The sequence below is a fragment of the Pseudomonas sp. NS1(2017) genome, assembly GCF_002269425.1.
Taxonomy (GTDB): domain Bacteria; phylum Pseudomonadota; class Gammaproteobacteria; order Pseudomonadales; family Pseudomonadaceae; genus Aquipseudomonas; species Aquipseudomonas reactans.
The window spans coordinates 3,858,806-3,880,910 of the sequence record NZ_CP022960.1 but is presented as its reverse complement, the minus strand read 5'-3'; the positions used below and the strand labels follow the sequence as shown (position 1 = coordinate 3,880,910).

Genomic DNA, 22,105 nt, shown 5'->3' with positions numbered 1-22,105 from the left:
CGCAGCGGGTCTGCCTATATTATTTGGCTTGGCGAAGCACAAGCTGCGACAGACGGGTCTTAACCCGGAAGCAGAACTCACGAATTTGAAATTGATAGGCAGGCATGACCATATAGTTCAAATCAGCACCCAATGAGTCCTTGATTTCCATATATTTAGCGGTCTTGGCAGCAATGGCTTGGTATTCCGCCTCGTATTTAACGTAAGACGGCTTGTTGTAAACCTTCAAAACATCCAGCTCTTTACGGCATTGTTCGGCGCGGGTTGTTTCTGATTCTGGCTGAGCGGCTTCTGGAGCGCCGTGAACGGCGGTGTCAGCACTGGCGTTCGCAGGTGTGTTGTCATAGCGCACAGTGTAATTGGGTGCTGGCGCAGGTGCGGCTTCAGGTGATGCTTCATGGACGACGGCAGGAGGCGGGGTCACTTCAGTTTTTTCTGGAGTTTTCGTAGCGCATCCCGCGAGGGCAAGTCCTACCACTACAACGATGCCACACATTTTATCCATCGGTTTCACCAAGAAGTAATTATGGTTGGCTGAGTCGTTAGGTTCTGGGTAAAAGCAATAGCTCACTCAATGATCGAGTGTAAATTTTCTACCAGACTCAAGGCGCTCAGCCTCTCTTCCTTGAGCGCACAGACGGGTAATAGTAGTAAAAAAACAAAGAGATGACGAGGAAAAGCTCGATCGAAGAGCAGATGCGAAGGTCAATGCAATTCGTGCAACCGCCAAGCCCTTCAAATAGGCAAAGGTAGTCAATAGCAACGGCCCTGAATGGGGCCGTTATGATGTAGGGCATTAGGACTTGACCCAATCCAAGTCTACCGGCCCCTGGATACCGTCAACCTGGCCCTTGCTGCTGTGTTGCCACCACTCCCAGCTTTTACCCTTGGCGCTCCAGGTTTCAGGCACTGTGGGCTGAGCCACTTCCCAATGGGCAATCCACAGCGGGCACTCACTGAAATCGTACTTGCGCCAGGCCACGCGGTTACTCCAGATGCTGGGAGAGGCGTAGATGTGCGGGTATGCCCCTTCCAGCAGCGAAACCCTAATCAGTGTCACCAGCTGAAACAGAGCATCGGCTACGGCACCCGGCAGAGGCTCGACGAGCTGATGCACTGGCATGAAATCGAGGAAGTCAGCGAGGCGGTGCAACTGCTGGTGCTGAATAGCCGGGCCGAGGATCTTCCACCCGCGCCGCCGACTGTCAAAGGGCCGTCCGACATCATCCGCCACTACTTCCGGCAGGGAATGCGTGACCGGCTGGCGGCACTCACCGCAGAACTGGGCGAGACGAAAAACCGGGCGACCGTCTGGCGACTGATCGCACATGCCCACTCGCTGGGCGCCGATGAATCCGCAAGCTACTTCAAAATTAAGCGCCACGTTTTAGATGTCTCCGAAAACGTGGCGCGCAAATTACGTCAAGCAGGCTTCGCCGAATCGCTCCAAATCAACGCCGAAGAAGACGAATAACCCAACAAATCTGAGTAAAACTTTGGTCAGGCTCAGACCTTAGTCGACTGCGTGAAAGCCCACCCAAATGCGACCGCTGCGATGACTGGTCGAATCAGATCTGTCGCTGGCGCCATGCCGGTGAAAATTTGCAGGCTAGCAAATACGAAAACGACAACAGCAGCAAGGATGCCCAGCACGGAAATCCAGCGGAAATATCTTGGAAACATCGAATCACTCCCTTGAAAAGGGCGTGATCATAATTGCAATACGCCACTACATCAATCTAGTCGCTGCATCCGGTAACCGGAGGGCGGCACCTATCCAATATCTCGATCTACCCAGTGCCTGGCAAGCCAGGCTGGAATCAACAGCGTCCGCGATGTGTCCAACTTTGCGCTGGCATCTGGTGAGCGCTCGATCTCAGTGCCGAAGTAAGCAATCCAGCTTCCGTCAGGCTGCAACACTAGCTCCGTCAGGTACGTGCCGACTTCAGAAACACTCAGCCCACTTTGCTCGGCTAGCAGCTTGTTTGAAGGTTTGTTGTCCACTTGCTCCTCCTTGATCCGGCTCCATGCCGGTCAACCGTAATACCCCAACCCAAAGCAGATTGCCACCACAGTTCAGAGGTGGCGAAAAGCGAGGAAAGCCAGAGTACTCAGCCAGGAGCCTCGCTTATGATTATCCAGGTAATTTTGTATGGAGGGTTGGAGTTGTCATGACTGCATTGCAAGGCGCGATCCTCAGTAGGATAAAGGGTGTAGGTATCAAAGGATTCAGTCGGCTTTGCTCCCCCGCCAGGTTTGAAAATTTGTTTTACGACCACCTTAAAAACCCGCTTGGGATCGCTGTTCACCAGGTGTGCAATCTGCCCCATTGAAGCAAACCCACAGTGTTCTTTGTACTTGATGGTTACGATCGGGTCCGCCATTGCTGGCCCAGACAACATTAAGGTGACGGACAAGCCTACGCAAATACTCAATCGCATATACACCTCACGTGCTTTTGCCAGCCCGATGCCAGCCCAAAAGTTATAGCCCACCAAAACCAAATTGCCACCACCGGTCACGGAGGGCGGCGCCTGACTGGAGATAACCCATGAGCAAGCCAAAAGTCGATCCGGCATCGCGTAAGGTGCTGGCCTACTCCGTAGAGACCAACGACCCAGAAGAATCCAACATCCAGTTCGCCACGTCGAACGCAGCGGCTCGACGCCAGGGTGCGGACGAGATTGGCACGGACTTCGGGGCAGTGTCATGCCGACGCGCTAATTGGGCTGACGAGTTTGCGGGCCAGCGCTTTATCCCGGCGAAAGCCTACATAGACGCCGGCTGGTGGTTCGGCTGCAACCATTGCGGCGCCCGGTGCGACAGTGATGCCAGCTATTGGGATGAAGAAACAGAAACCGACATTGCTCTGGACCTGATATTCGATGGTCGAGTGGTCTACTGCTCTGCGGACTGTAAGACCGGGTACGAAGCCGAGGTAGCGGCCCGCAATGCAAGATTCGAAGAATTCAAAGTTAGGGTGGTGACCGCCAGGCCAGGGGTCACTTTCACCGAGTTCACCGGCGGTTACCCCTGGTGCGGCAACAAAGGGTTGTTCACGTTCCCCGGAGCCCAATACGGCGGCTCAGTGACCGACTCGGAAGAAAGCGAGGACCTGAAATGGTATGTGGCTCATGGCGATAAAGCCGCCTGGGACGACTTCATCACCAAGAATTCAAAAACCTTACCCATCTCCTAGTCAGCTTCGATTCTCGTTAATACGTCCGCGTGCGCGTCGCTAATTTCCTTGCATGCCCTGACGCTGTAGGCGGAACCGAGGTTGAAATGTCCACCGCTATCCATGATGTAACTGGTGGCTTTGCCCAGCCATGCATGCATATCCACATCGCTTTCTTCCGCTGCAGCGATTAAAGCAATCAGTGCTTGCTCAAGTGCGATTTCACGTGATCCAGCCATTTATCTCTCCTTGATCCGATTCCATGCCGGTCACCCGTAATACCCCAACCAAAACCAAATTGCCACCACCGGTCACAGAGGGCGGCGCCCGCCTGGTAGGGCTTAGGAATAAACGCTTGTCTGTCTAAATACTATTCCGTAAGCGCAGAAGCCGAGACCGATCTCGGCAATTGCCATCACGCCGTACATCACGCCACCCGCAAAGGAGGAAGCGAGGAAGGCTAGACCAATGAGGAAAATAAGCACCTGCAAAATAGTCTCAGCTCTCTTTGCCCAAAATGGTCCTTTAGAGTCAACGAAACCTGCGACAAAACCGATCAGTACCCCCACAACTATTTTCGCAAACATCTTCGCTCCTTGAATTGGCTCCATGCCGGTGATCTGTAATACCCCATATCAGCGTAACCCGGCAACATCAGAGCATCTCAGCCCCTTCTTGATGCTTTGATCCCAAACCAAACCCCTACGAATGTCGCACACAGCATGAACCCAAGGATCTCCAATTGACCGCGCTCAACGGCCGTCACGATACCGACTCCTTGGAAAACCCCGCCGTATATGAAAAAGCTCCGCATTTCACTGAAATTCATAGTCATCCTCTGACAGTCAGATTCAAAAAGCCCTGTCAGTACAGATAGACCACACCAACGAATCACGCCAACCGGCTAGGATCTCAACGCTTATCTTGAGCGTCAGGATTCCATGTACTGCAGAGAAATATGATCCCCGGAGCAATCAAGCAACCCCAATAACCATTGAAACTTGGATAGAACAGCGGCCCAAATATCCCGCTGATTAGAAAGGCGGCCCCTGCCCATAACCGCTTACGCGGAGTGAACCACTCGCGGAAAGCTTCAAGCTTTTTACCAGTCATCACTACCTCCTTGTTTGATAAGCAGCAAAGCATATCACCCACCTAAATGAATCACGCCAGCCAGCGAGGCAGGCGCACGCTTGGAGATAACCCATGCAAGCAGTCATCTACGCAGGCGTGCGCAACGGCGAGCGCGATCAGCGAATACACGACGCCCTGGTCTACAAGCACGTCGTAGAGGTCGCCAAGGAATTCAAGCTGGCACCCAACACCATCCGAGCAGCGGCAAAACGCATTCAAAACGCTGTTGTGTTCGAGCTCAGTCTGCTAAGGGGGGGGCAGCCAGTGCCTATCGGAAAGGTTGCGGCTGATTGTTTCCGCAAAGCCGCGCTCGGTGCCTACCGGAACTATCACGGCACCTTCCGCAACCTTGAGCTGCCTTGCTGGGTGATCACCGACGGAACGAACGGCATTGAAGTGCTGGAGCTTCGTAAGATCGACACTGGAGACCAGCCACTTTAGATACAGTGGCGTCGGAAAAACTGGTGAATACTCAAGCCCTATTATTCGTACTCATCCATGTGGGCGTTTTTCATTGCAAAATCCGGGAATGGTGCTGCTTTCTTGGCTGCATACTCAAGACTTGGAAGTGCCATAAGAAGAAAGTCTCGAGCAGAGATTATCGAGTCGCCCCAGTGCTTCCGGTAAAACTCTTTGCTTCCCTTTGAAATAGCGTTCCACTCTTGCCCTTCCCTTTCCACAGATGCTATGACGCCCTCTACCTCACCTATAGCCCTAGATAGGTAGCTAGCAATACTTATGTCAATCGGAACTATCCTTTCGATGTCCTGCATGGTCAAACGATCTAGGTATATGCGCAAACGTGAAACTCTTTCACGTATGTCTGTTATAGGTTCCGGCGAATTTAAATTATCGAAATAAACCCATCCGCTTAATGCCGCCAGGTCGCCGTTCAACGCCTCCGCTATGGGCCATAGCCTTGCCGCAACCAGAGAAGACCTTACTTTTTTCTCTGCCAGTAACTTTCGATCCGCATCAGTAGCCAGGTAGAGCGATAAAGCCACGGCGGCGATTGTTCCTACAGCAGAAAATGCATCCCAGTTCAATACGAAGCTGAAGCTAACAGCTGGCACGAGTTTAAAAAAAATTCCGCCACACATGAACAGCATCAAACAGACAAGCCACCGAACCCAGCGCTTTTCCATAACTAGCCTCCCCCAAAAAATAAATTATGCGTGACGCATAGTTCAGATGCGAGGACTCCCCGTGAAACGAATTTATCTCAGCGGGCCCATGAGCGGCTTGCCAGGGCTGAACTTCCCGACCTTTCACAGCATGACCGCCAGCCTGCGCGCCGGCGGCCACACCGTCACCAACCCCGCCGAGATCAATCCTGAAGGCGGCGCCTGGACCGACTGCATGCGCCGCGACATTGCCGCCCTGATGGACTGCGACACGGTGGCCACTTGCCCGGCTGGGAGCATTCAAAGGGTGCCCGCCTGGAAGTCCTGATCGCCGAACGCCTCGGCATGACGGTTGTGAAGGCCCATGACCTGCGGCACAAGCAAATTGAATGCGACCCTGCCGTCTAATTCCCAGTGGCAACAAAGAACCCGTACAAACAAAAAGCGATAGCCCAAGCTGTAAGTGCAAAAATAGCGACTACTTGAGTTTTTGAGAATCGAACTAGCTTCCCTACTAGGCCAGCCAAGGACAAGCCAATGCCAGCTAGCACGAACACGGTAATGGCTCGACCAATGGTGTCATGAGTTCTCCAGGTTGTGCTCCTTGCAATAAATCCGACTGCGTACCCTGTCAAAAAAGCCATCATTAAAGTCGATACGGCAACCATAGATGCCTTAAATGCACTGCTATTTTCTTTTATCACGCTAACGCACCAATCCAAATATTCAAATTAACTGGCCCTACTCACTCAGAGAATCGAGCCCGAAAACATTTTAACAGTGAACCCGCCAATCGAACCAACTGAGCCGCTATAGCGGCAAGGACGAAGTCATGCCTGAAGAAATCAAATTGATCCAGCCAACTCCGGTCGTACGCGACGAATACGGCATGTTCGCCCACCCCGATATGCCCGACTTCGACGAGGGCGACGGTGACAAGGTGAAAGCCTGGGTTGCCGAGCAGTCGTTGGAGGTGCAGATGGTTAGCCTCGAATACCACAGCGACGAAGCGGTCTCTGAGCGCTATTTCGAAGCCGGCGACCCGGATTGCAGTCACTGGGAGCCGGACCGGCCTAATGGCGAAGGCTGGTTCTGCCTGGCCATTCACGACACCGACGACGGTCCGGTCTGCTGGTGGGCGCGCCGGGATGTTACCCCATGAGTCGGAGCGGATACGCAATGTGTTCAGTGACGCGCCTATCGATGCAGTAACTCCGCAGATTATTGCGCAGTACCGCGACAGCCGCACCGCCAAGGTTCGAGCCAACCGGGAGATCTCCCTGCTGTCACACATCTACAACATCGCACGCGAATGGGGATTGACTGAGGCCAACCCCGCCGCCGGTGTGCGCAAGAACAAAGAGGCGCCGCGCGACTTCTACGCCAGCGAGGAAATCTGGAGCGCCGTGTATGCGGTGGCAGCCTCAGAGCTGCGCGATGCAATGGATCTGGCATACCTGACTGCCCAGCGCCCGGCTGACACGCTGTCAATGCGGGAGGCCGACGCGGTTAACGAATTCCTGCAGGTATCCCAAGGCAAGACGTCCAAGAAGCTGCGGATCCGCCTGACGGCCGCCGGTGCGCTGAATGATTTGGGCATGCTGGTTGAGCGCCTGATTGCGCAGAGACGCGCGCGGAGGGTTCGAAACCCTTACTGATCGTCACGGAGGACGGGAGGCAAGTGACCAAGCACATGCTGCGACTGCGTTTTGACGATGCGCGCGACAAGGCAATCGTCATCGCCAGGGGCGCAGGTGATGGGGTGTTGGCCGCGAGTATTCGGCAGTTCCAGTTCCGTGACATCCGCCCAAAAGCGGCCAGCGAAATCCTGGACCTGGGTGATGCCAGCCGACTGCTGGGGCACACCGACAAACGCATAACCGAGACGGTTTACAGGCGTGTCGGGGAGATCGTGAAACCGACCCGCTGACATCGAGTTGCGGAAACTGCCTGAAATGATGCGGAAACTATCAGGCTCTAGGCTGGTAGGAGCATCAAGCCCCAGAAACACAAAAGCCCCGCTAGTGCGGGGCTTTTGTTTGAATCTTGGCGGGAAACCAGGGATTCGAACCCTGGAGACGCTATTAACGTCCGCCGGTTTTCAAGACCGGTGCATTCAACCACTCTGCCAATTTCCCTTGTGCATCACAGGATTATAGTAGCCCATCCCGTCTCAGCGGGCGCCATAATACCCGAATGAAACACACTGTCAAACTCTTGCCATCGCTTGTTACAGAGCGTCTGTTATGATCTTTGCGACTGAACGTTTCAAAACCGAAGGAGTGTCGCCATGCGCGAACAGAATTACGCAGTGAATGGTAACGCGCAGGCTGAGCAGCTTGAAGTCAGCCGTGTGTTGCGCAACACCTATGGCTTGCTCGCCCTTACCCTCGCATTCAGCGGCGTGATGGCGTTCGTGGCCCAGCAGATGCGCGTCGGCTACCCGAATATCTTTGTCGTGCTGATCGGCTTCTATGGCCTGTTCTTCCTGACCAACAAGCTGCGTGACTCGGCCTGGGGCCTGGTATCAGCGTTTGCCCTGACAGGTTTCATGGGCTTTATCCTCGGCCCGATCCTCAACCGTTACCTCGGCATGGCCGGCGGTGCGGAAGTGGTCAGCTCGGCGTTTGCCATGACGGCGCTGGTGTTTGGTGGCCTGTCGGCCTACGTGCTGATCACCCGCAAGGACATGAGCTTCCTGGGCGGTTTCATCACCGCTGGTTTCTTCGTGCTGCTGGCGGCCGTGGTTGCGAGCATGTTCTTCCAGATCAGCGGCCTGCAACTGGCGATCAGCGCAGGTTTCGTGCTGTTCTCCTCGGTGTGCATCCTGTTCCAGACCAGTGCAATCATCCACGGTGGTGAGCGTAACTACATCATGGCAACCATCAGCCTGTATGTATCGATCTACAACCTGTTCATCAGCCTGTTGCAGATCTTCGGCATCATGAGCCGCGACGACTGATTGTCAGCACCCTAAAAAATGCCCCGCATCGAAAGATGCGGGGCATTTTTGTTTCAAGGGACTTAATACTGGTTGGGCTCCATTTCCAGATCGACCTTGAAACGCTCTGCAATGTCGCGCTGGATACGCTGGGCCAAATTCGCAATATCGTGTCCGGTGGCATCGCCGTAGTTGACCAGCACCAGTGCCTGCAACGTGTGCACGCCGGCATCGCCGTCACGAAAGCCCTTCCAGCCGGCCTTGTCGATCAGCCAGCCGGCCGCGAGCTTCATCTGCCCATCGGCCTGCGGGTACGCCACCAGGTCCGGATACAGCGCCTGCAGCTCAGCCGCCAACCCCTGGGACACCAGCGGGTTCTTGAAGAAGCTACCCGCATTGCCCAGCTCGGCCGGATCGGGCAGTTTTTCCCGGCGGATGCTGCAGATCGCGCGGCTGACGTCACTCGGTGTCGCCTCTGTGATGCCCTGCCCCGCCAGGCGCTGCTGCACCGGGCCGTAGTCGAGTTTCAGGTGGCTGGCGCGGCTCAGGGTAAAACGCACCCGCAAGATCAGCCAGCGCGCGGTCTCGTGTTTGAACAGACTGTCGCGGTAGGCAAAGTTGCACTCGTCCAGGCTGAAATCGCGCAACTCGCCGGTGTGACGATCCAGGGCGGTCAGGCCGGCGAATACATCCTTGATCTCGACACCGTAGGCGCCGATGTTCTGCATGGGCGCGGCACCAACGGTGCCGGGGATGAGGCTGAGGTTTTCCAGGCCGCAGAAGCCTTGTTCCAGGGTCCACAGCACGAACGGGTGCCAGGCTTCGCCGGCTTCGGCCTCGACCACCACCTGCGTGCCGTCGTCGTGCAACACACGGATACCCTGGCTGGCCATGCGCAGCACCAGCGCCGGAATGTCCTGGGTCAACAGTAAGTTGCTACCGCCACCAATCACCAGCAGCGGCACCGCGTGAGCGGCTGAATAGGCCAAGGCCTCACGCACATCATCGTCGCTGTGGGCCTCGGCGAACAGTTGGGCACGCACGTCAATGCCAAAGCTGTTGAATGGCTTGAGCGACACCTGCGCAAGCACTTGCAAGGTCATAACCGCCCCTTCAATTCGATCACCAATAAATCACAGGCGCGTTCGATCAGGTCCAGGACCCGTTCGAAGCCTTGTTCACCTTCGTAATACGGGTCCGGCACTTCGTCCACTTCGGCGTCGTAACGGCGCAGGAACAGATCCAGTTCCGCCTTGCCCTGGCCGGGTTGCATGGCCTTGAGGTTGCGCAGGTTGCTGTGATCCATGGCCAGTATCAGGTCATAGCGCGCAAAGTCGGCGCGAGAAACCTGCTGGGCACGCTGGGCCGACAGATCGTAACCGCGCACCAACGCCGCGCGCTGGCTGCGCTGGTCCGGCGGGTTACCGACATGCCATTCACCCGTCCCGGCGGACGCGACCTCGACCTGCCCCGCCAGCCCCGCTTCGCGCAATTTATGGCGCAGTACGCCCTCTGCGGTGGGCGAGCGACAGATGTTGCCCAGGCAGACAAACAGAACCTCCATCAGGCCCCCAGCAGGCGACGGACGCGCTCAAGGTCTTCCGGGGTGTCGACACCGGCGGGCGGCGCTTCCAGCGCATCGCCCACATGGATGCGCACGCCGTGCCACAGGGCGCGCAGTTGCTCCAGGGACTCGGTATTTTCCAGCCAGCACGGGCCCCAACTGACGAAGTCATGCAGGAAACCGGCGCGGTAGGCGTAAATACCGATATGGCGACGGTAAGGCACGCCTTCCGGCAACACGTCAGGCTGCTTGGCGAAGGCGTCGCGCGCCCAAGGCAAGGTCGAACGACTGAACGTCAGCGCCAGGCCATTGATGTCACTGACCACTTTCACCACGTTCGGGTTGAACAGGGTTTCGATGTCTTCGATCGGCTCGGCCAGGGTCGCCATGCGCGCTTCACCATGGGCGGCCAGGTTGGCGGCCACCTGGTCGATCACGCTCGGTGGGATCAGGGGTTCGTCGCCCTGCACGTTGACCACGATGGCGTCTGGCGCCAGGCCAAGCTGGGTGGCGACTTCGGCCAGGCGATCGGTACCAGAGTTGTGGTCTTCGCGGGTCAGCACCGCCTCGGCGCCGAAGCCCTTGCAGGCTTCGATGATGCGCGGGTCGTCGGTGGCCACCACCACGCGCTCGGCGCTGCTCTTGCAGGCCTGCTCCCACACCAATTGGATCATCGGTTTGCTGCCGATCAGTTGCAGCGGCTTGCCCGGCAGGCGGGTCGAGGCGTAGCGGGAAGGAATGACAACGGTAAAGGCGGTGGTCATTTATCCAGGCGCTCATCGGTGGTCAGGGTGCGGGCTTCGCTTTCCAGCATCACCGGGATGCCATCACGGATCGGGTAAGCCAGGCCAGCGCCTTTGCTGATCAGCTCGGTTTTGTCGGCGCTGAGCTTGAGCGGGCCTTTGCAGATCGGGCAAGCGAGGATATCGAGCAATTTGGTGTCCATGAGTGTTTCCTGGAAAGCAGCGGTTTAAGGCAAAAGGCGGGCAGGCAGCAGACGCATCAGCTGCGTGTCGAACCAGGCGACGAACGCCGGCGACGGCAGTGCATCCACCGCAAGGTACCACCAGTCGGGCTGGGCAAAGGCGCGGCACTTCACCGCGTCCTTCTCGGTCATGACCAGCGGCAATGACGGCGTAAAATTCAGGACTTCGGCGCTGTAAGTCGCGTGGTCGGCAAACCCATGGGGTATCGGCTGCCAGTGTAGCGTTTCAAGGGTATTGAAGAAACGTTGCGGGTTGCCGATGCCAGCGACCGCATGCACCTGCTGGCCTGCTGGAAAATGATCCACCGGCTGCCGCTCGCCGGTCAGCAGGTTGACCAGTGCGGAGGGCTGCAAGCGAAAGGCAAAACCATCGTCTCGATCACTGACGGCGCCGTTGTACAACAGCGCATCGACGCTGTGCAAACGCTCAACCGGCTCACGCAACGGCCCCGCCGGCAGGCAACGGCAGTTGCCCAGGCCCCGGGCAGCATCGATCAGCACCAGTTCAAGGTCACGGGCCAGGCGATAGTGTTGCAGGCCGTCGTCGGAGAGGATCAGGTCCAGGGTTTCGCTGGCGAGCAGCGCCTGGACCGCACGGCTGCGATCGGGGTCGATCATCAACGGCACGCCGCAGCGCTGTACGATCAACAGCGGCTCATCGCCGGCCACGTCGGCGCTGTGGCTGGCTTCGACCCGCCAGGGCAACTGCGGCGGCTTGGCGCCATAACCCCGGCTGACCACACCCACGCGTAAGCCGCTGCGTCGGCAGTGTTCGATCAGCCACAGGATCAACGGCGTCTTGCCGGTGCCACCCACGGTGATATTACCGACCACCACCACCGGCACCGGCGATTGATAGATCTCGCCCTCACCGGCCAGGAAGCGTGCACGCTTGCCCTGCACCACCCGGCGATACAAGGACTCCAGCGGACGCAGCAGCGCAAGTGCCGGATGGCCCTCATACCAGGCCTTGAGCAAACGATCGGACAGGGCCATCAGGGTTGGCCCGCCGCCTCGACGGTGGTCATGCGCAAATGGCTGAAGCCGAGCTTGCCAGCGGCGTCCATTGCAGTGATCACAGCCTGGTGCTGGGTCTTGCCATCGGCACTGATGGACAGCGGCAGCTTAGTGTCGCCGCCGGACTCTTTCTGCAAGGCGTCCATCAGGCTGGCCAGGTCGTTTTTCTCGAGCAACTGGTTATTCACCGAAAACACCCCGTCGGCGCTGATGGCGATGTCCAGTTGCTTGACTTGCTGGTCCTCGGCCGGCGAACCGCTCACGGCCTCCGGCAGGTCGACGCGCAGTTCGGTCTGCCGGGTGAAGGTGGTGGTGACGACAAAAAACAGCAGCAGGATAAACACCACGTCGATCAGCGACGCGAGGTTGATGTCGACGTTTTCCCGTTGCTTGCGGCGAAATTTCACGCTTTGCCCCCAACCAGGTCCACGTCACGGTCGCCCTGCACCACTTCCACCAGCTTGATGGCTTCCTGCTCCATGCCCACCACCAGTTCATCGATGCGGCGTTGCAGGAAACGATGGAAGAACACCGACGGAATACCCACCATCAGGCCTGCGGCCGTGGTGATCAGCGCCTTGGAGATACCACCGGCCAGTACGGCTGCGTTGGTGGTCATGCCGGAGCCCATGAACGAGCTGAAGATATCGATCATGCCCAGCACCGTGCCGAGCAAGCCGAGTAACGGCGCCATGGCAGCGATGGTGCCGAGGGCGTTGATGTAACGTTCAAGCTCATGGATGACGCGGGCGGCGGCTTCCTCAATGCACTCTTTCATGATCTCGCGACCATGTTTGGAGTTGGCCAGGCCGGCGGCGAGGATTTCACCCAGCGGGGAGTTGGCGCGCAGCTCCTTGAGCTTTTCCTTGTCGAGCTGCTTGTTCTTGATCCAGCTCCAGACCTGCCCCAGCAAATGCTCGGGGGTCACACGGCTGGCGCGCAGGGTCCACAGGCGTTCGGCGACGATGCCGAGTGCGGCGATAGAGCTCATGATGATCGGCAACATCATCCAGCCGCCGGATTTGACCAATTCCCACACAGTGAATGTCCCCTCGAAAAAGTGCGCCACTTTACCATATAGGTGCGTCGACCACAGACCCCATCGGCCGCGCCTAAGGTAACCGCTCGCGCCAGAAACGGCGTTGACCGCGCGCAACCACCGGCGGCGTGAACGCCCCCAGTTGCAGACGCACGGCGCCCTGCTCGGCACTGTCATACACCTGACTGCCCAATCGCTGGTAACGCGCCATCACCTGCGGATGGGGATGGCCGAACGCGTTGTTGCGCCCCCGCGAGATCAACACGGACCGTGGAGCAAGCCGCTCCACAAAGGGCCAGGACGATGAGCTGCGACTGCCATGGTGCGGCGCTTGCAGCCAATCGGTGGGCACCGCCAGGGGGGACGCGAGCATGGCCTGCTCGGCGGCGCGGTCAATATCACCGGTCAGTAGCAGCCGCTCGCCATTGGCCTGCACCTGCAAGACGCAGGACTTTGCGTTGCCACTGATAGCGTCGGACCACTGCCAGAGTTCGAAGGTCACACCGTCCCAGGTCCAGCGCTCGCCACTGATGCAAGGCTGGGTACCTAGCGACAAGGGCAGACCTTCGGTTTCTCCGCCCACCACGCGCTTGATCGGCACGCCCTTGGCAACCGCTGCCGCGCCACCGGCATGATCGGCATCGGCATGGCTGAGCAGCAGCATATCCAATTCCCCTACCCCGAGTTTTCGCAAAGATGGCAGTACCACGCGCGCACCCAGGTCAAAGCTTCCGGAGCGCGGACCAGCGTCGTAGAGCAACGTGTGATGACGGGTGCGCAAAATCAGCGATTGCCCCTGGCCGACGTCAAGCTGCGTCACCTCCACCTGCCCGTCGGGCACCAGCGTGCGCGGGGGGAACACCGCCAGCAACAGCATTGGCCAGCCCAGCACACGAAAAGGTACACCTGTGGGAAGCAGGAGCAGCACAGCCCCGAGCAGACTCACCAGCCAATACCCCAGCGGTACGTCGGCCGGAATCCAGGCCGGCATCTGCCCGGCAAGCCATGCCAAGCCGTTGAACAAGGCACCCAGTGCCCCGCCCGCCAGCCACAGCAGACCTTCCCCCACAAACGGCAACGCCAGCAATGCAGTGCCCAACAAGGCCAGCGGCAACACCACCAGGCTGATCCATGGCACCGCCACCAGGTTAGCGAATGGTGCACTCAGGCTGATGGGCAACCCCAACACCAACAAGACCGGAAACAACCCGATGGCAATCAACCACTGCGGCCGGGTCCATGCCTGCCACAGGCTCCACGGCCCCAGACGGCCACCAAACGCCAGGATCAGCACCGCCACCGCCGCAAATGACAGCCAGAACCCCGGCTGCAAACTGGCCAGCGGCTCCAACACCAACACCCCATTGAGCGCCAGCAACAAAGGCCACCACAGCCCCAGATGACGGAAGCGCAATCGCCACACCAACACCAAGCCAACCATCACACACGCGCGCTGCACCGGCACGCCAAACCCGGCAAGCAAGCCATAACCCAGCGCCGTGGCAAACGCCAACCCACAGGCCCAGGGCAGCCAGGGCCAGGTTCGAGGCCAAACCCCGTACCGGGCCAGGCCGGCGATCAAGCCGTAGATCAAGCCAGCGAGCAAACCGATGTGCTGGCCGGAGATGACCAGCAAATGGACAGTCCCGGTGTCTTGCAGCACCTGCCAATCAGCAGCGGTCAATCCAGAGCCATCGCCCAGCACCAAGGCAATCAGGCCTGCCTCCCGGCCTTGGGCGTCCACCAAAAGCAAACGCTGACGCACACCGTCGCGCCAGGCGTTGGCAGCCGGGGCCAGGCGCTCTCCGTCCTTTACCGTGCCGGTGGCGCCAATTCGCTGGGCGAGCAGCCAGGCCTCCTGATCAAAGCCGTGGAAGTTCAGCAACCCGGCGGGCCGCTTGAGGGTCACTGCCAGGCGCCAGCGTTCACCGCTGCGCACGGGCGGCCCGCCACGCCAGGACACCCGGATGCGTGTGGGCAGCCGGGCATTACGCGACCGACTGTCGGTCAGTACAAAGCGCACGCCCTCGTCCGTCTGTTGCGGCAGCCCGCTGACCCGCCCTTCCACCCAGCGCGTCTGGCCGTCCAGCACTGGCTTGAGGCGATCATCCAGCGCCCACTGAGCGCTCATGCACGCCCAACTCAGCCCCAACAGGAAAAACGCCAAGGGATAGGTGCGAAACGGCAACAGCATCAAGGCCAGCACCAGCAAGGCGATCAGCCAACCGGTCGTCGGCAATCCCGGTAAAAAGCGCAAGGCCAGCAACCCCAACGCAAACGCGAACATCCCTGTCCTCATGGATCATCCTTTTCAAGTGATCCACTCAGTCTTAGCCGGATGCCCAGCACGGCCTATGATGTTTTGTCACAAAGTCTGAATTTTCTGTTTATAGAATGCGGGCATACTTGCCCCTCGAACTGACCTGGACCCCTTATGCCCCGGCGCTTATTCAAACGGTACATGCCTGACCCCAGCAGTATCAGGGAACACAAGTCATTACAGTTCCTCGGCACTTTGCTGCATGACCCGAACCTCTGGCACCTGAACCGGCACTCGGTCGCGCGCGCAATGGCTGTGGGTTTGTTCGCGGCTTTTATTCCGATTCCGTTACAGATGCTGCTGGCCGCTGTCCTGGCGATCACCGTGCGCGGCAACATGCCCATCGCGGTCAGCCTGGTATGGCTGACCAACCCGATCACCATGCCGGTGGTGTTTATCTGCACCTACATGACCGGCGCCTGGCTGATGAATGTGCCGCCGCGCAGCCTGCCGGATGACCTGACCTGGGAATGGATCAGCGGCCAATTGAGCACGTTATGGCAGCCGTTCCTGCTGGGTTCAGTGGTGTTGGGGTTGGTGCTGGGTGCGCTCGCGTATTGCCTGACCATGGGCTACTGGCGCTGGTGGGTGGCCCATCAATGGAAAAAACGCAAACAACGTCGCGCCTAGCAAGCCCGTAGGCGCAGATGCACTCGCAGCCCTTTTCCGGTGTTTTCCGCCCACAGGCTGCCGTCCTGGCGTTGCACGGCATTGCGCGCGATGCTCAAGCCCAGGCCGAAGCCACCATCGCCGGGGCGTGATCCGTCCAAGCGGGTGAAGGGCGCGAAGATTCGTTCCAGGTCACCGTCATCGATCCCGCCGCCCTGGTCCTCCAGCCATACATGCCAGTAATCCCCCTCACGCCGGCCATCCAGGCTGACCACTTCGCCCAAGGGTGAGTGGCGAATAGCGTTGCGCAGGATGTTTTCCAGGGCTTGGGCCAACGCATTCAGGTTGCCCCGCACCCAGCACTCCGGACCGAGCAGGCACGGAAGGCGTGATGCGGGCCAATCGCTTTCGAAGCACGCGTTTTCGCGCAACATGTCCCACAGCGCCTGAAGCTGGATATCTTCCTGGGGCAACGGCGCCCGCTCGGTGTCCAACCAAGCCAGTTGCAGACTGTCTTCCACCAGGCGTTGCATGGCGTCGATCTCACGGCCGAGCCGCTCGCGCAGTTGCGTCAGGTCCTGCTCACTGTCACAGGCTACCCGCAGGCGGCTCAGCGGTGTGCGCAGCTCATGGGACATGTCCCGCAGCAATTGCTGCTGCAACACCACGGTACCCTGCAAGCGCTCGGACATGTGGTCGAACGCACGGCCCAGTTCACCCAATTCATCCTGACGACTGGTGGCGTCGTGGGACAGCCGCGTATTCAACTGGTCGGCCCGCCAGGCATTGGCCTGCTCACGCAATTGATTGAGGGGCATGATCAGCAGCCGATACAGGCCGACACACAGCAACAAAGTAAACAGGCCGGGGATCACGCCATTGGTCACCACCCGCCAGAACAGTTGATAACGCCCTGGCATGAAGCGCTGCGGCAATTCAATCACCAGCGAACCTGCGTTGGGGTCGACGGGAAACGGGATTTTCAGCCACGGCAGGCCTTTGGTATGCCGGCTCACCGGCCAGTCCAGGCCACGCAGAAAGGTCAGGCGCTGGCTTTCCTTGTCGGTCAGCGGGTAGCTGCTCAGCGATTGCAGGTCATTGCCGATCACGCCTATCCAGGTGGTTTCGCGCTTGCCCATCTCCTGCAGCCACGCATCGACGCCCGCATTGCCGTCTCGGTTCCAGGCCTGCTCCGCTCGCACCGCGTAGCCACTCAAGGTGATCCGCGCTTCATCCGACAGGTAGGCGTTCTTCTGCTCCATGTACCGCCCCCACGACCAACTGAGCCAGATCATCAGCAAACAGAAGGCGATCAACAGGCAGGCCAGCTTCCAGAATAACGAGTGTTTGCCCGGCAGGCGTTTAAAGGCTGTCATCGGCACCGCTCAATACATAGCCCTTGCCCCACACCGTGCGCACTTCGCGCTCGGTGTAGCCGATGGCCTTGAGCTTGCGGCGGATCTGACTGATATGCATGTCGAGGCTACGGTCATGGGGCGCGTAACCGCGTTGCAGCACATGCTGGTAAAGGAAGGGTTTGCTGAGGACCTCTTCAGCGTTGCGATGCAGGGTTTCCAACAGGCGATACTCACTGCGGGTCAGGCCAGCCCAACGTTCCCGGTGACAGACATCGCACAGTTCATCGTCAAAGCGCAGGGTACGGGCATCGTCACGCGTCGGTGCCAGGCTCGGCAACGGACGTCGGTCCAGTGCCACCCGTCGCAGGATGGCCTCGATGCGCACGCGCAACTCGATCATGCTGAAGGGCTTGGGCAGGTAGTCGTCGGCGCCCAAGCGAAAACCGCTGATGCGATCGGCCTCGGCACCCAGTGCCGACATCAGGATCACCGGGATCGAATGACTCTGGCGCAGATGAGTGAGGATCGACAGCCCATCCAGCCCCGGCAGCAAGATGTCCATCAACACCACGTCGAACACTTGGTCACGCGCCATCTGCAGGCCTTGCTGGCCATTCTGGCACCAGGTGACGTGGAAACCACAACGGCCCAGGTGCTCATGGACATAGGCGCCCAACACCGGGTCGTCTTCGATGGTCAGGATACTGGGCAGGCCAATTGCTACGGGATTCATTAGTATCTGCAAGTCATTCTCAATGACTGATTATTCAAGATAACCCCGCCGCAGGCAATCGCCACTGGCCGCCAAATGCCTTCAAGATTGCCGTATGTCATTAATTTGCAAGATTCCTCGCCGCGCAAATGGCTACACTGCGCAGGTGGCGCGGGCCGGATGCCCGCGCAATTCCGTAGATATCAATGTGGTAGCAGGAGAGTGGCGTGCTGACAAGAATGGGGATAAAAGGCCGCGTACTGTTGCTGACCTTATTACCGACCAGCCTGATGGCCTCGTTGCTGGGCGGCTATTTCACCTGGATGCAGCTCTCAGAACTGCAGACCCAATTGCTGCAACGCGGCGAAATGATCGCCGAACAGTTGGCGCCTCTGGTCGCGCCCGCCCTCAGTGCGCGCAACACTGATTTGCTGGAGCGCATCGCCACCCAATCCCTGGAACAGCCGGATGTGCGTGCCGTGTCCTTCCTCAGCCCGGATCGCGCGCCCCTCGCCCACGCTGGCCCGACCATGCTCAACCAGCCGCCGGTCGGCAACAGCTCCCATTTATTGCAGCGCACCGGCAATGACGCCACCCGCTATTTGCTGCCGGTGTTTGGCCGTCACCGCAACCTCGCCGGCGAACTGATCCCGGATGAAGCCGACCGCCTGCTGGGTTGGGTCGAGGTGGAACTGTCCCACAACGGCATGTTGCTGCGCGGCTACCGCAGCCTGTTCGCCAGCTTGTTGCTGATCGCCATCGGCCTGATCTGCACCGCGGCGCTGGCCCTGCGCATCAGCCGCACCATCAACTCGCCCATCGGTCAGATCAAACAAGCCGTGGCCCAACTCAAGGACGGCAACCTGGAAACCCGCTTGCCGCCCTTGGGCAGCCAGGAACTGGACCAGCTCGCCTCGGGCATCAACCGCATGGCCGAGACCTTGCAGAACGCCCAGGAAGAACTGCAACACAGCATCGACCAGGCCACCGAAGACGTGCGCCAGAACCTGGAAACCATCGAGATCCAGAACATCGAGCTGGACCTGGCGCGCAAGGAGGCCCTGGAGGCCAGCCGCATCAAATCGGAGTTCCTGGCCAACATGAGCCATGAAATCCGCACGCCGCTCAATGGCATTCTCGGCTTTACCCATTTGCTGCAAAAAAGCGAGCTGACCCCACGCCAGCTCGACTACTTGGGCACCATCGAAAAGTCCGCCGACAACCTGCTGGGCATCATCAACGAGATCCTCGACTTCTCGAAAATCGAAGCCGGCAAACTGGTGCTCGACAGCATCCCGTTCAACCTGCGCGACTTGCTGCAAGACACCCTGACCATCCTCGCCCCCGCCGCCCACGCCAAGCAGTTGGAACTGGTGAGCCTGGTGTATCGCGATACGCCGCTGGCGCTGGTGGGTGATCCGTTGCGCCTCAAGCAGATCCTCACCAACCTGATCAGCAACGCGATCAAGTTCACCCGCGAAGGCACCATTGTCGCCCGGGCGATGATCGAGGACGAGCAGGAAGACAGCGTGCAATTGCGCATCAGCGTGCAGGACACCGGCATCGGCCTGTCCAATCAGGACGTGCGCGCGCTGTTCCAGGCCTTCAGCCAGGCCGACAACTCGCTGTCGCGCCAGCCTGGCGGCACGGGGTTGGGCCTGGTGATTTCCAAGCGACTGATCGAGCAGATGGGCGGTGAAATCGGCGTAGACAGCACGCCAGGCGAAGGCTCGGAATTCTGGATCAGCCTGAACCTGCCCAAGACCCGTGACGATGTCGAAGACCTGCCTTGCGCGCCGCTGCTGGGCCATCGCGTGGCGGTGCTGGAAAACCACGAACTGGCGCGCCAGGCGCTGCAACATCAACTGGAAGACTGCGGCCTGGACGTCACGCCGTTCAATAGCCTGGAAAGCCTGACCAACGGTATCACCAGCGCCCATCAGACCGAGCAGGCCATCGACCTTGCGGTACTCGGCGTGACCGCCAACGACATCCCGCCCGAGCGCCTCAACCAACACCTGTGGGACCTCGAACACCTGGGCTGCAAGGTGCTGGTGCTGTGCCCGACCACTGAGCAGATGTTGTTCAACCAGTCCGTGCCCAACCCCAACAGCCAGTTGCAGGCCAAGCCGGCGTGCACGCGCAAGCTGCGTCGCGCGCTGTCCGACCTGATCAGCCCGCGCCCATCGCGCAGCGAACCGGGCGAGCCGTTGTCCAGCCGTGCGCCGCGCGTGCTGTGCGTGGACGACAACCCGGCGAACTTGCTGCTGGTACAGACCCTGCTGGAAGACATGGGCGCACGGGTGCGCGCCGTGGAAAGCGGGTATGCCGCCATCGACGCGGTGAAACAGGACACGTTCGACCTCGTGCTGATGGACGTGCAAATGCCCGGCATGGACGGCCGCCAGAGCACCGAAGCGATCCGCCAGTGGGAAAGCGAGCGCAGCGGCACGCCCTTGCCGGTGGTCGCCCTCACCGCCCACGCGATGGCCAACGAAAAACGCGCCTTGCTGCAAAGCGGCATGGACGATTACCTGACCAAACCCATCAGCGAGCGGCAACTGGCCCAGGTGGTGTTGAAGTGGACCGGCCTGGCCCTGCGCAATCAAGGCCCGGAACGCGCAACGGACGGCCTCGGCCCCGGCATACAACTGCCCGTGCTGGACCATGAAGAGGGCCTGCGCCTGGCCGCCGGCAAGGCTGATCTGGCGGCGGACATGCTCGCCATGTTGCTCGCCTCCCTGGAGGCCGACCGCTTGGCCATCACCTTTGCCCGTGACGCGAATGACAACAACGCCCTGATTGAACGTGTGCACCGCCTGCATGGCGCCACCCGCTATTGCGGCGTACCGCAGTTGCGGGCTGCGTGCCACCGCGCCGAAACCCTGCTCAAGCAGGACGACGCCAAGGCCCAACACGCCCTGGACGAACTGGACATGTCCATCGCCCGACTCGCCAGTGAAGCGCGGGTCAACGCCTGAACGCCCTTGTAGGAGCGGGCTTGCCCGCGAAGGTCGTCAACGATTACACGGGGTGCCTGTAGAAACGTGCTGTCCTGGCGTTTTTTCGGGCAAGCCCGCTCCTACAGGGGACTTATCCCAACTCTTGAATTGCAGGGAGCTTTTCCATGCGCGTCATTCTTTTCAGCAGCCAGACCTACGACCGCGACAGTTTTCTCGGCGAACCCCTGCCGCCCGGGCTGGAACTGCAGTTCCAGCCCGCTCGCCTCAACCTCGACACCGTGGCCCTTGCCGAGCATCACGAAGTGGTCTGCGCCTTTATCAACGACGACCTCAGCGCCCCGGTCCTGGAGCACCTGGCCAAGGGCGGCACGCGGTTGATCGCGCTGCGTTCGGCGGGCTACAACCATGTGGACCTGGCCGCCGCCAAGCGCCTGGGCCTGACCATCGTGCGCGTGCCGGCGTATTCGCCCCATGCGGTGGCCGAGCATGCGGTCGCGCTGATCCTCGCCCTCAACCGTCGCCTGCACCGGGCCTATAACCGCACCCGCGATGGCGATTTCAGCCTCCACGGCCTCACCGGTTTCGACCTGGTGGGCAAGACCGTCGGCGTGGTCGGCACCGGGCAGATCGGTGCCACCTTCGCCAAGATCATGGCCGGCTTCGGTTGCCAGTTGCTTGCCTACGACCCCTTCCCCAACCCGCAAGTGCAGGCCCTGGGCGCGCACTACGTGAGCCTGCCCGAACTGCTGGCCCAGGCGCAGATCATCAGCCTGCATTGCCCGCTGACGGCCGACAGCAAGCACTTGATCAACGCCCGTTCCCTGGCGCAGATGCAGCCAGGCGCGATGCTGATCAACACCGGTCGCGGCGGTCTGGTCGACACCCCGGCGCTGATCGAAGCGCTCAAGGACGGTCAGCTCGGCTACCTGGGGCTGGATGTGTATGAAGAAGAAGCCCAACTGTTCTTCGAAGACCGCTCCGACCTGCCCCTGCAGGACGACGTCCTCGCGCGCCTGCTGACCTTCCCCAACGTGATCATCACCGCCCACCAGGCGTTTCTTACCCGCGAAGCCCTGGCAGCGATTGCCGGCACGACCCTGGCCAACATTGCGGCCTGGGCCGATGGGCGGGCGCAGAACCTCGTCGAGGGATGATCAGCGG

At 59.7% G+C, this 22,105-nt stretch carries 28 protein-coding genes, 1 tRNA gene and 1 pseudogene; 11 read left to right on the top strand and 19 right to left on the bottom strand.

Annotated features, from left to right (window positions below):
* Positions 1–19: 19 nt before the first annotated feature.
* Positions 20–505, bottom strand: a complete 486-nt coding sequence (locus tag CI807_RS31580; RefSeq protein WP_218168561.1) for a hypothetical protein — start codon at positions 503–505, stop codon at positions 20–22.
* Between the two features lie 291 nt (positions 506–796).
* On the bottom strand, positions 797–1,117 hold the full coding sequence (locus CI807_RS31845; RefSeq protein ID WP_256578531.1) for a GH25 family lysozyme: 321 nt from the start codon (positions 1,115–1,117) through the stop codon (positions 797–799).
* On the opposite strand from CI807_RS31845, the gene CI807_RS31840 reads away from it, so the two are divergent.
* Complete coding sequence (locus tag CI807_RS31840) at positions 1,112–1,474, top strand: hypothetical protein (RefSeq protein ID WP_256578530.1); 363 nt, start codon at positions 1,112–1,114, stop codon at positions 1,472–1,474. The two genes, CI807_RS31845 and CI807_RS31840, sit on opposite strands and share 6 nt — an antisense overlap.
* A gap of 299 nt (positions 1,475–1,773) precedes the next feature.
* On the opposite strand, the gene CI807_RS18480 is transcribed toward CI807_RS31840, so the two are convergent.
* Entirely contained in the window at positions 1,774–2,004 is a 231-nt protein-coding gene (locus tag CI807_RS18480; RefSeq protein ID WP_095015649.1) for a hypothetical protein, read from the bottom strand.
* A 107-nt stretch (positions 2,005–2,111) separates the two neighbouring features.
* Positions 2,112–2,522, bottom strand: a complete 411-nt coding sequence (locus tag CI807_RS18475) for a hypothetical protein (RefSeq protein WP_095015648.1) — start codon at positions 2,520–2,522, stop codon at positions 2,112–2,114.
* A 29-nt stretch (positions 2,523–2,551) separates the two neighbouring features.
* Between CI807_RS18475 and CI807_RS18470 the strand changes: the two genes are divergently transcribed.
* On the top strand, positions 2,552–3,199 hold the full coding sequence (locus CI807_RS18470; RefSeq protein WP_095015647.1) for a hypothetical protein: 648 nt from the start codon (positions 2,552–2,554) through the stop codon (positions 3,197–3,199).
* Here the strand turns inward: CI807_RS18470 and CI807_RS18465 are convergent.
* The 3 genes from CI807_RS18465 to CI807_RS18455 form a co-directional block, all read right to left on the bottom strand.
* The gene (locus CI807_RS18465) at positions 3,196–3,417 is read right to left on the bottom strand and encodes a hypothetical protein (protein WP_095015646.1); all 222 of its coding nucleotides are present in this window, start codon (positions 3,415–3,417) and stop codon (positions 3,196–3,198) included. The genes CI807_RS18470 and CI807_RS18465 overlap by 4 nt on opposite strands.
* Positions 3,418–3,519: 102 nt before the next feature.
* The gene (locus CI807_RS18460) at positions 3,520–3,765 is read right to left on the bottom strand and encodes a hypothetical protein (RefSeq protein WP_095015645.1); all 246 of its coding nucleotides are present in this window, start codon (positions 3,763–3,765) and stop codon (positions 3,520–3,522) included.
* A gap of 325 nt (positions 3,766–4,090) precedes the next feature.
* Positions 4,091–4,291: a hypothetical protein gene (locus CI807_RS18455; protein ID WP_095015644.1), complete on the bottom strand. Its 201-nt coding sequence runs from the start codon at positions 4,289–4,291 to the stop codon at positions 4,091–4,093.
* A gap of 93 nt (positions 4,292–4,384) precedes the next feature.
* On the opposite strand from CI807_RS18455, the gene CI807_RS18450 reads away from it, so the two are divergent.
* Positions 4,385–4,753 carry a hypothetical protein gene (locus CI807_RS18450; RefSeq protein WP_095015643.1) on the top strand — a complete coding sequence of 123 codons (369 nt, stop codon included), beginning with the start codon at positions 4,385–4,387 and terminating at the stop codon, positions 4,751–4,753.
* A gap of 41 nt (positions 4,754–4,794) precedes the next feature.
* Here CI807_RS18450 and CI807_RS18445 read toward each other — a convergent pair whose 3' ends face one another.
* Positions 4,795–5,457, bottom strand: a complete 663-nt coding sequence (locus CI807_RS18445; protein ID WP_157742041.1) for a hypothetical protein — start codon at positions 5,455–5,457, stop codon at positions 4,795–4,797.
* Between the two features lie 61 nt (positions 5,458–5,518).
* Here CI807_RS18445 and CI807_RS18440 point away from each other — a divergent pair, with 61 nt between their 5' ends.
* From CI807_RS18440 to CI807_RS18430, 4 genes and pseudogenes are all read left to right on the top strand, one after another.
* Positions 5,519–5,764: a DUF4406 domain-containing protein gene (locus tag CI807_RS18440; RefSeq protein WP_371857983.1), complete on the top strand. Its 246-nt coding sequence runs from the start codon at positions 5,519–5,521 to the stop codon at positions 5,762–5,764.
* Positions 5,719–5,844: a DUF4406 domain-containing protein gene (locus CI807_RS32155; protein ID WP_371857982.1), complete on the top strand. Its 126-nt coding sequence runs from the start codon at positions 5,719–5,721 to the stop codon at positions 5,842–5,844. Before CI807_RS18440 ends, CI807_RS32155 begins: the two co-directional genes overlap by 46 nt.
* Before the next feature lie 424 nt (positions 5,845–6,268).
* Positions 6,269–6,598, top strand: a complete 330-nt coding sequence (locus CI807_RS18435; protein ID WP_095015641.1) for a hypothetical protein — start codon at positions 6,269–6,271, stop codon at positions 6,596–6,598.
* A 13-nt stretch (positions 6,599–6,611) separates the two neighbouring features.
* Positions 6,612–7,366 (top strand): annotated as a pseudogene (locus tag CI807_RS18430) (tyrosine-type recombinase/integrase); the annotation flags it as partial.
* Between the two features lie 117 nt (positions 7,367–7,483).
* On the opposite strand, the gene CI807_RS18425 reads toward CI807_RS18430, so the two are convergent.
* Positions 7,484–7,574 (bottom strand) — tRNA-Ser (locus tag CI807_RS18425).
* Positions 7,575–7,726: 152 nt separating this feature from the next.
* On the opposite strand from CI807_RS18425, the gene CI807_RS18420 reads away from it, so the two are divergent.
* Positions 7,727–8,398 carry a Bax inhibitor-1/YccA family protein gene (locus CI807_RS18420; RefSeq protein WP_016977342.1) on the top strand — a complete coding sequence of 224 codons (672 nt, stop codon included), beginning with the start codon at positions 7,727–7,729 and terminating at the stop codon, positions 8,396–8,398.
* Positions 8,399–8,460: 62 nt separating this feature from the next.
* Here CI807_RS18420 and murB read toward each other — a convergent pair whose 3' ends face one another.
* The 8 genes from murB to CI807_RS18380 all read right to left on the bottom strand — a co-directional run bounded on the left by murB (position 8,461) and on the right by CI807_RS18380 (position 15,281).
* Positions 8,461–9,480 (bottom strand): UDP-N-acetylmuramate dehydrogenase, encoded by a 1,020-nt coding sequence (gene murB / locus CI807_RS18415; protein WP_095015640.1) that lies wholly within the window; start codon positions 9,478–9,480, stop codon positions 8,461–8,463.
* Positions 9,477–9,941 (bottom strand): low molecular weight protein-tyrosine-phosphatase, encoded by a 465-nt coding sequence (locus tag CI807_RS18410; RefSeq protein WP_033896794.1) that lies wholly within the window; start codon positions 9,939–9,941, stop codon positions 9,477–9,479. The genes murB and CI807_RS18410 overlap by 4 nt, the downstream gene beginning before the upstream one ends.
* Entirely contained in the window at positions 9,941–10,705 is a 765-nt protein-coding gene (gene kdsB, locus CI807_RS18405; protein WP_028616766.1) for a 3-deoxy-manno-octulosonate cytidylyltransferase, read from the bottom strand. The genes CI807_RS18410 and kdsB overlap by 1 nt, the downstream gene beginning before the upstream one ends.
* Positions 10,702–10,887, bottom strand: a complete 186-nt coding sequence (locus CI807_RS18400) for a Trm112 family protein (protein ID WP_003174668.1) — start codon at positions 10,885–10,887, stop codon at positions 10,702–10,704. Before CI807_RS18400 ends, kdsB begins: the two co-directional genes overlap by 4 nt.
* A 24-nt stretch (positions 10,888–10,911) precedes the next feature.
* Positions 10,912–11,922 (bottom strand): tetraacyldisaccharide 4'-kinase, encoded by a 1,011-nt coding sequence (gene lpxK / locus CI807_RS18395; RefSeq protein WP_095015639.1) that lies wholly within the window; start codon positions 11,920–11,922, stop codon positions 10,912–10,914.
* Positions 11,922–12,350 (bottom strand): biopolymer transporter ExbD, encoded by a 429-nt coding sequence (locus CI807_RS18390; protein ID WP_010209650.1) that lies wholly within the window; start codon positions 12,348–12,350, stop codon positions 11,922–11,924. The genes lpxK and CI807_RS18390 overlap by 1 nt, the downstream gene beginning before the upstream one ends.
* A complete protein-coding gene (locus tag CI807_RS18385; protein WP_016978182.1) occupies positions 12,347–12,982 on the bottom strand; it encodes a MotA/TolQ/ExbB proton channel family protein in 636 nt (211 codons plus the stop codon). Before CI807_RS18385 ends, CI807_RS18390 begins: the two co-directional genes overlap by 4 nt.
* 73 nt (positions 12,983–13,055) lie before the next feature.
* Positions 13,056–15,281, bottom strand: a complete 2,226-nt coding sequence (locus tag CI807_RS18380; RefSeq protein ID WP_256578529.1) for a DNA internalization-related competence protein ComEC/Rec2 — start codon at positions 15,279–15,281, stop codon at positions 13,056–13,058.
* Between the two features lie 135 nt (positions 15,282–15,416).
* Here CI807_RS18380 and CI807_RS18375 point away from each other — a divergent pair, with 135 nt between their 5' ends.
* Positions 15,417–15,932, top strand: a complete 516-nt coding sequence (locus CI807_RS18375; RefSeq protein WP_012724913.1) for a DUF2062 domain-containing protein — start codon at positions 15,417–15,419, stop codon at positions 15,930–15,932.
* Here CI807_RS18375 and CI807_RS18370 read toward each other — a convergent pair.
* Together CI807_RS18370 and CI807_RS18365 are read right to left on the bottom strand one after the other, a co-directional pair.
* Complete coding sequence (locus CI807_RS18370) at positions 15,929–17,287, bottom strand: sensor histidine kinase (RefSeq protein ID WP_095015637.1); 1,359 nt, start codon at positions 17,285–17,287, stop codon at positions 15,929–15,931. The genes CI807_RS18375 and CI807_RS18370 overlap by 4 nt on opposite strands.
* The gene (locus CI807_RS18365) at positions 17,274–18,002 is read right to left on the bottom strand and encodes a response regulator transcription factor (protein WP_016977572.1); all 729 of its coding nucleotides are present in this window, start codon (positions 18,000–18,002) and stop codon (positions 17,274–17,276) included. Before CI807_RS18365 ends, CI807_RS18370 begins: the two co-directional genes overlap by 14 nt.
* Positions 18,003–18,208: 206 nt before the next feature.
* Here CI807_RS18365 and CI807_RS18360 point away from each other — a divergent pair, with 206 nt between their 5' ends.
* On the top strand, positions 18,209–20,962 hold the full coding sequence (locus tag CI807_RS18360) for a response regulator (protein ID WP_095015636.1): 2,754 nt from the start codon (positions 18,209–18,211) through the stop codon (positions 20,960–20,962).
* 146 nt (positions 20,963–21,108) lie between these two features.
* Positions 21,109–22,098 (top strand): 2-hydroxyacid dehydrogenase, encoded by a 990-nt coding sequence (locus CI807_RS18355; protein ID WP_095015635.1) that lies wholly within the window; start codon positions 21,109–21,111, stop codon positions 22,096–22,098.
* Positions 22,099–22,105: the final 7 nt, after the last annotated feature.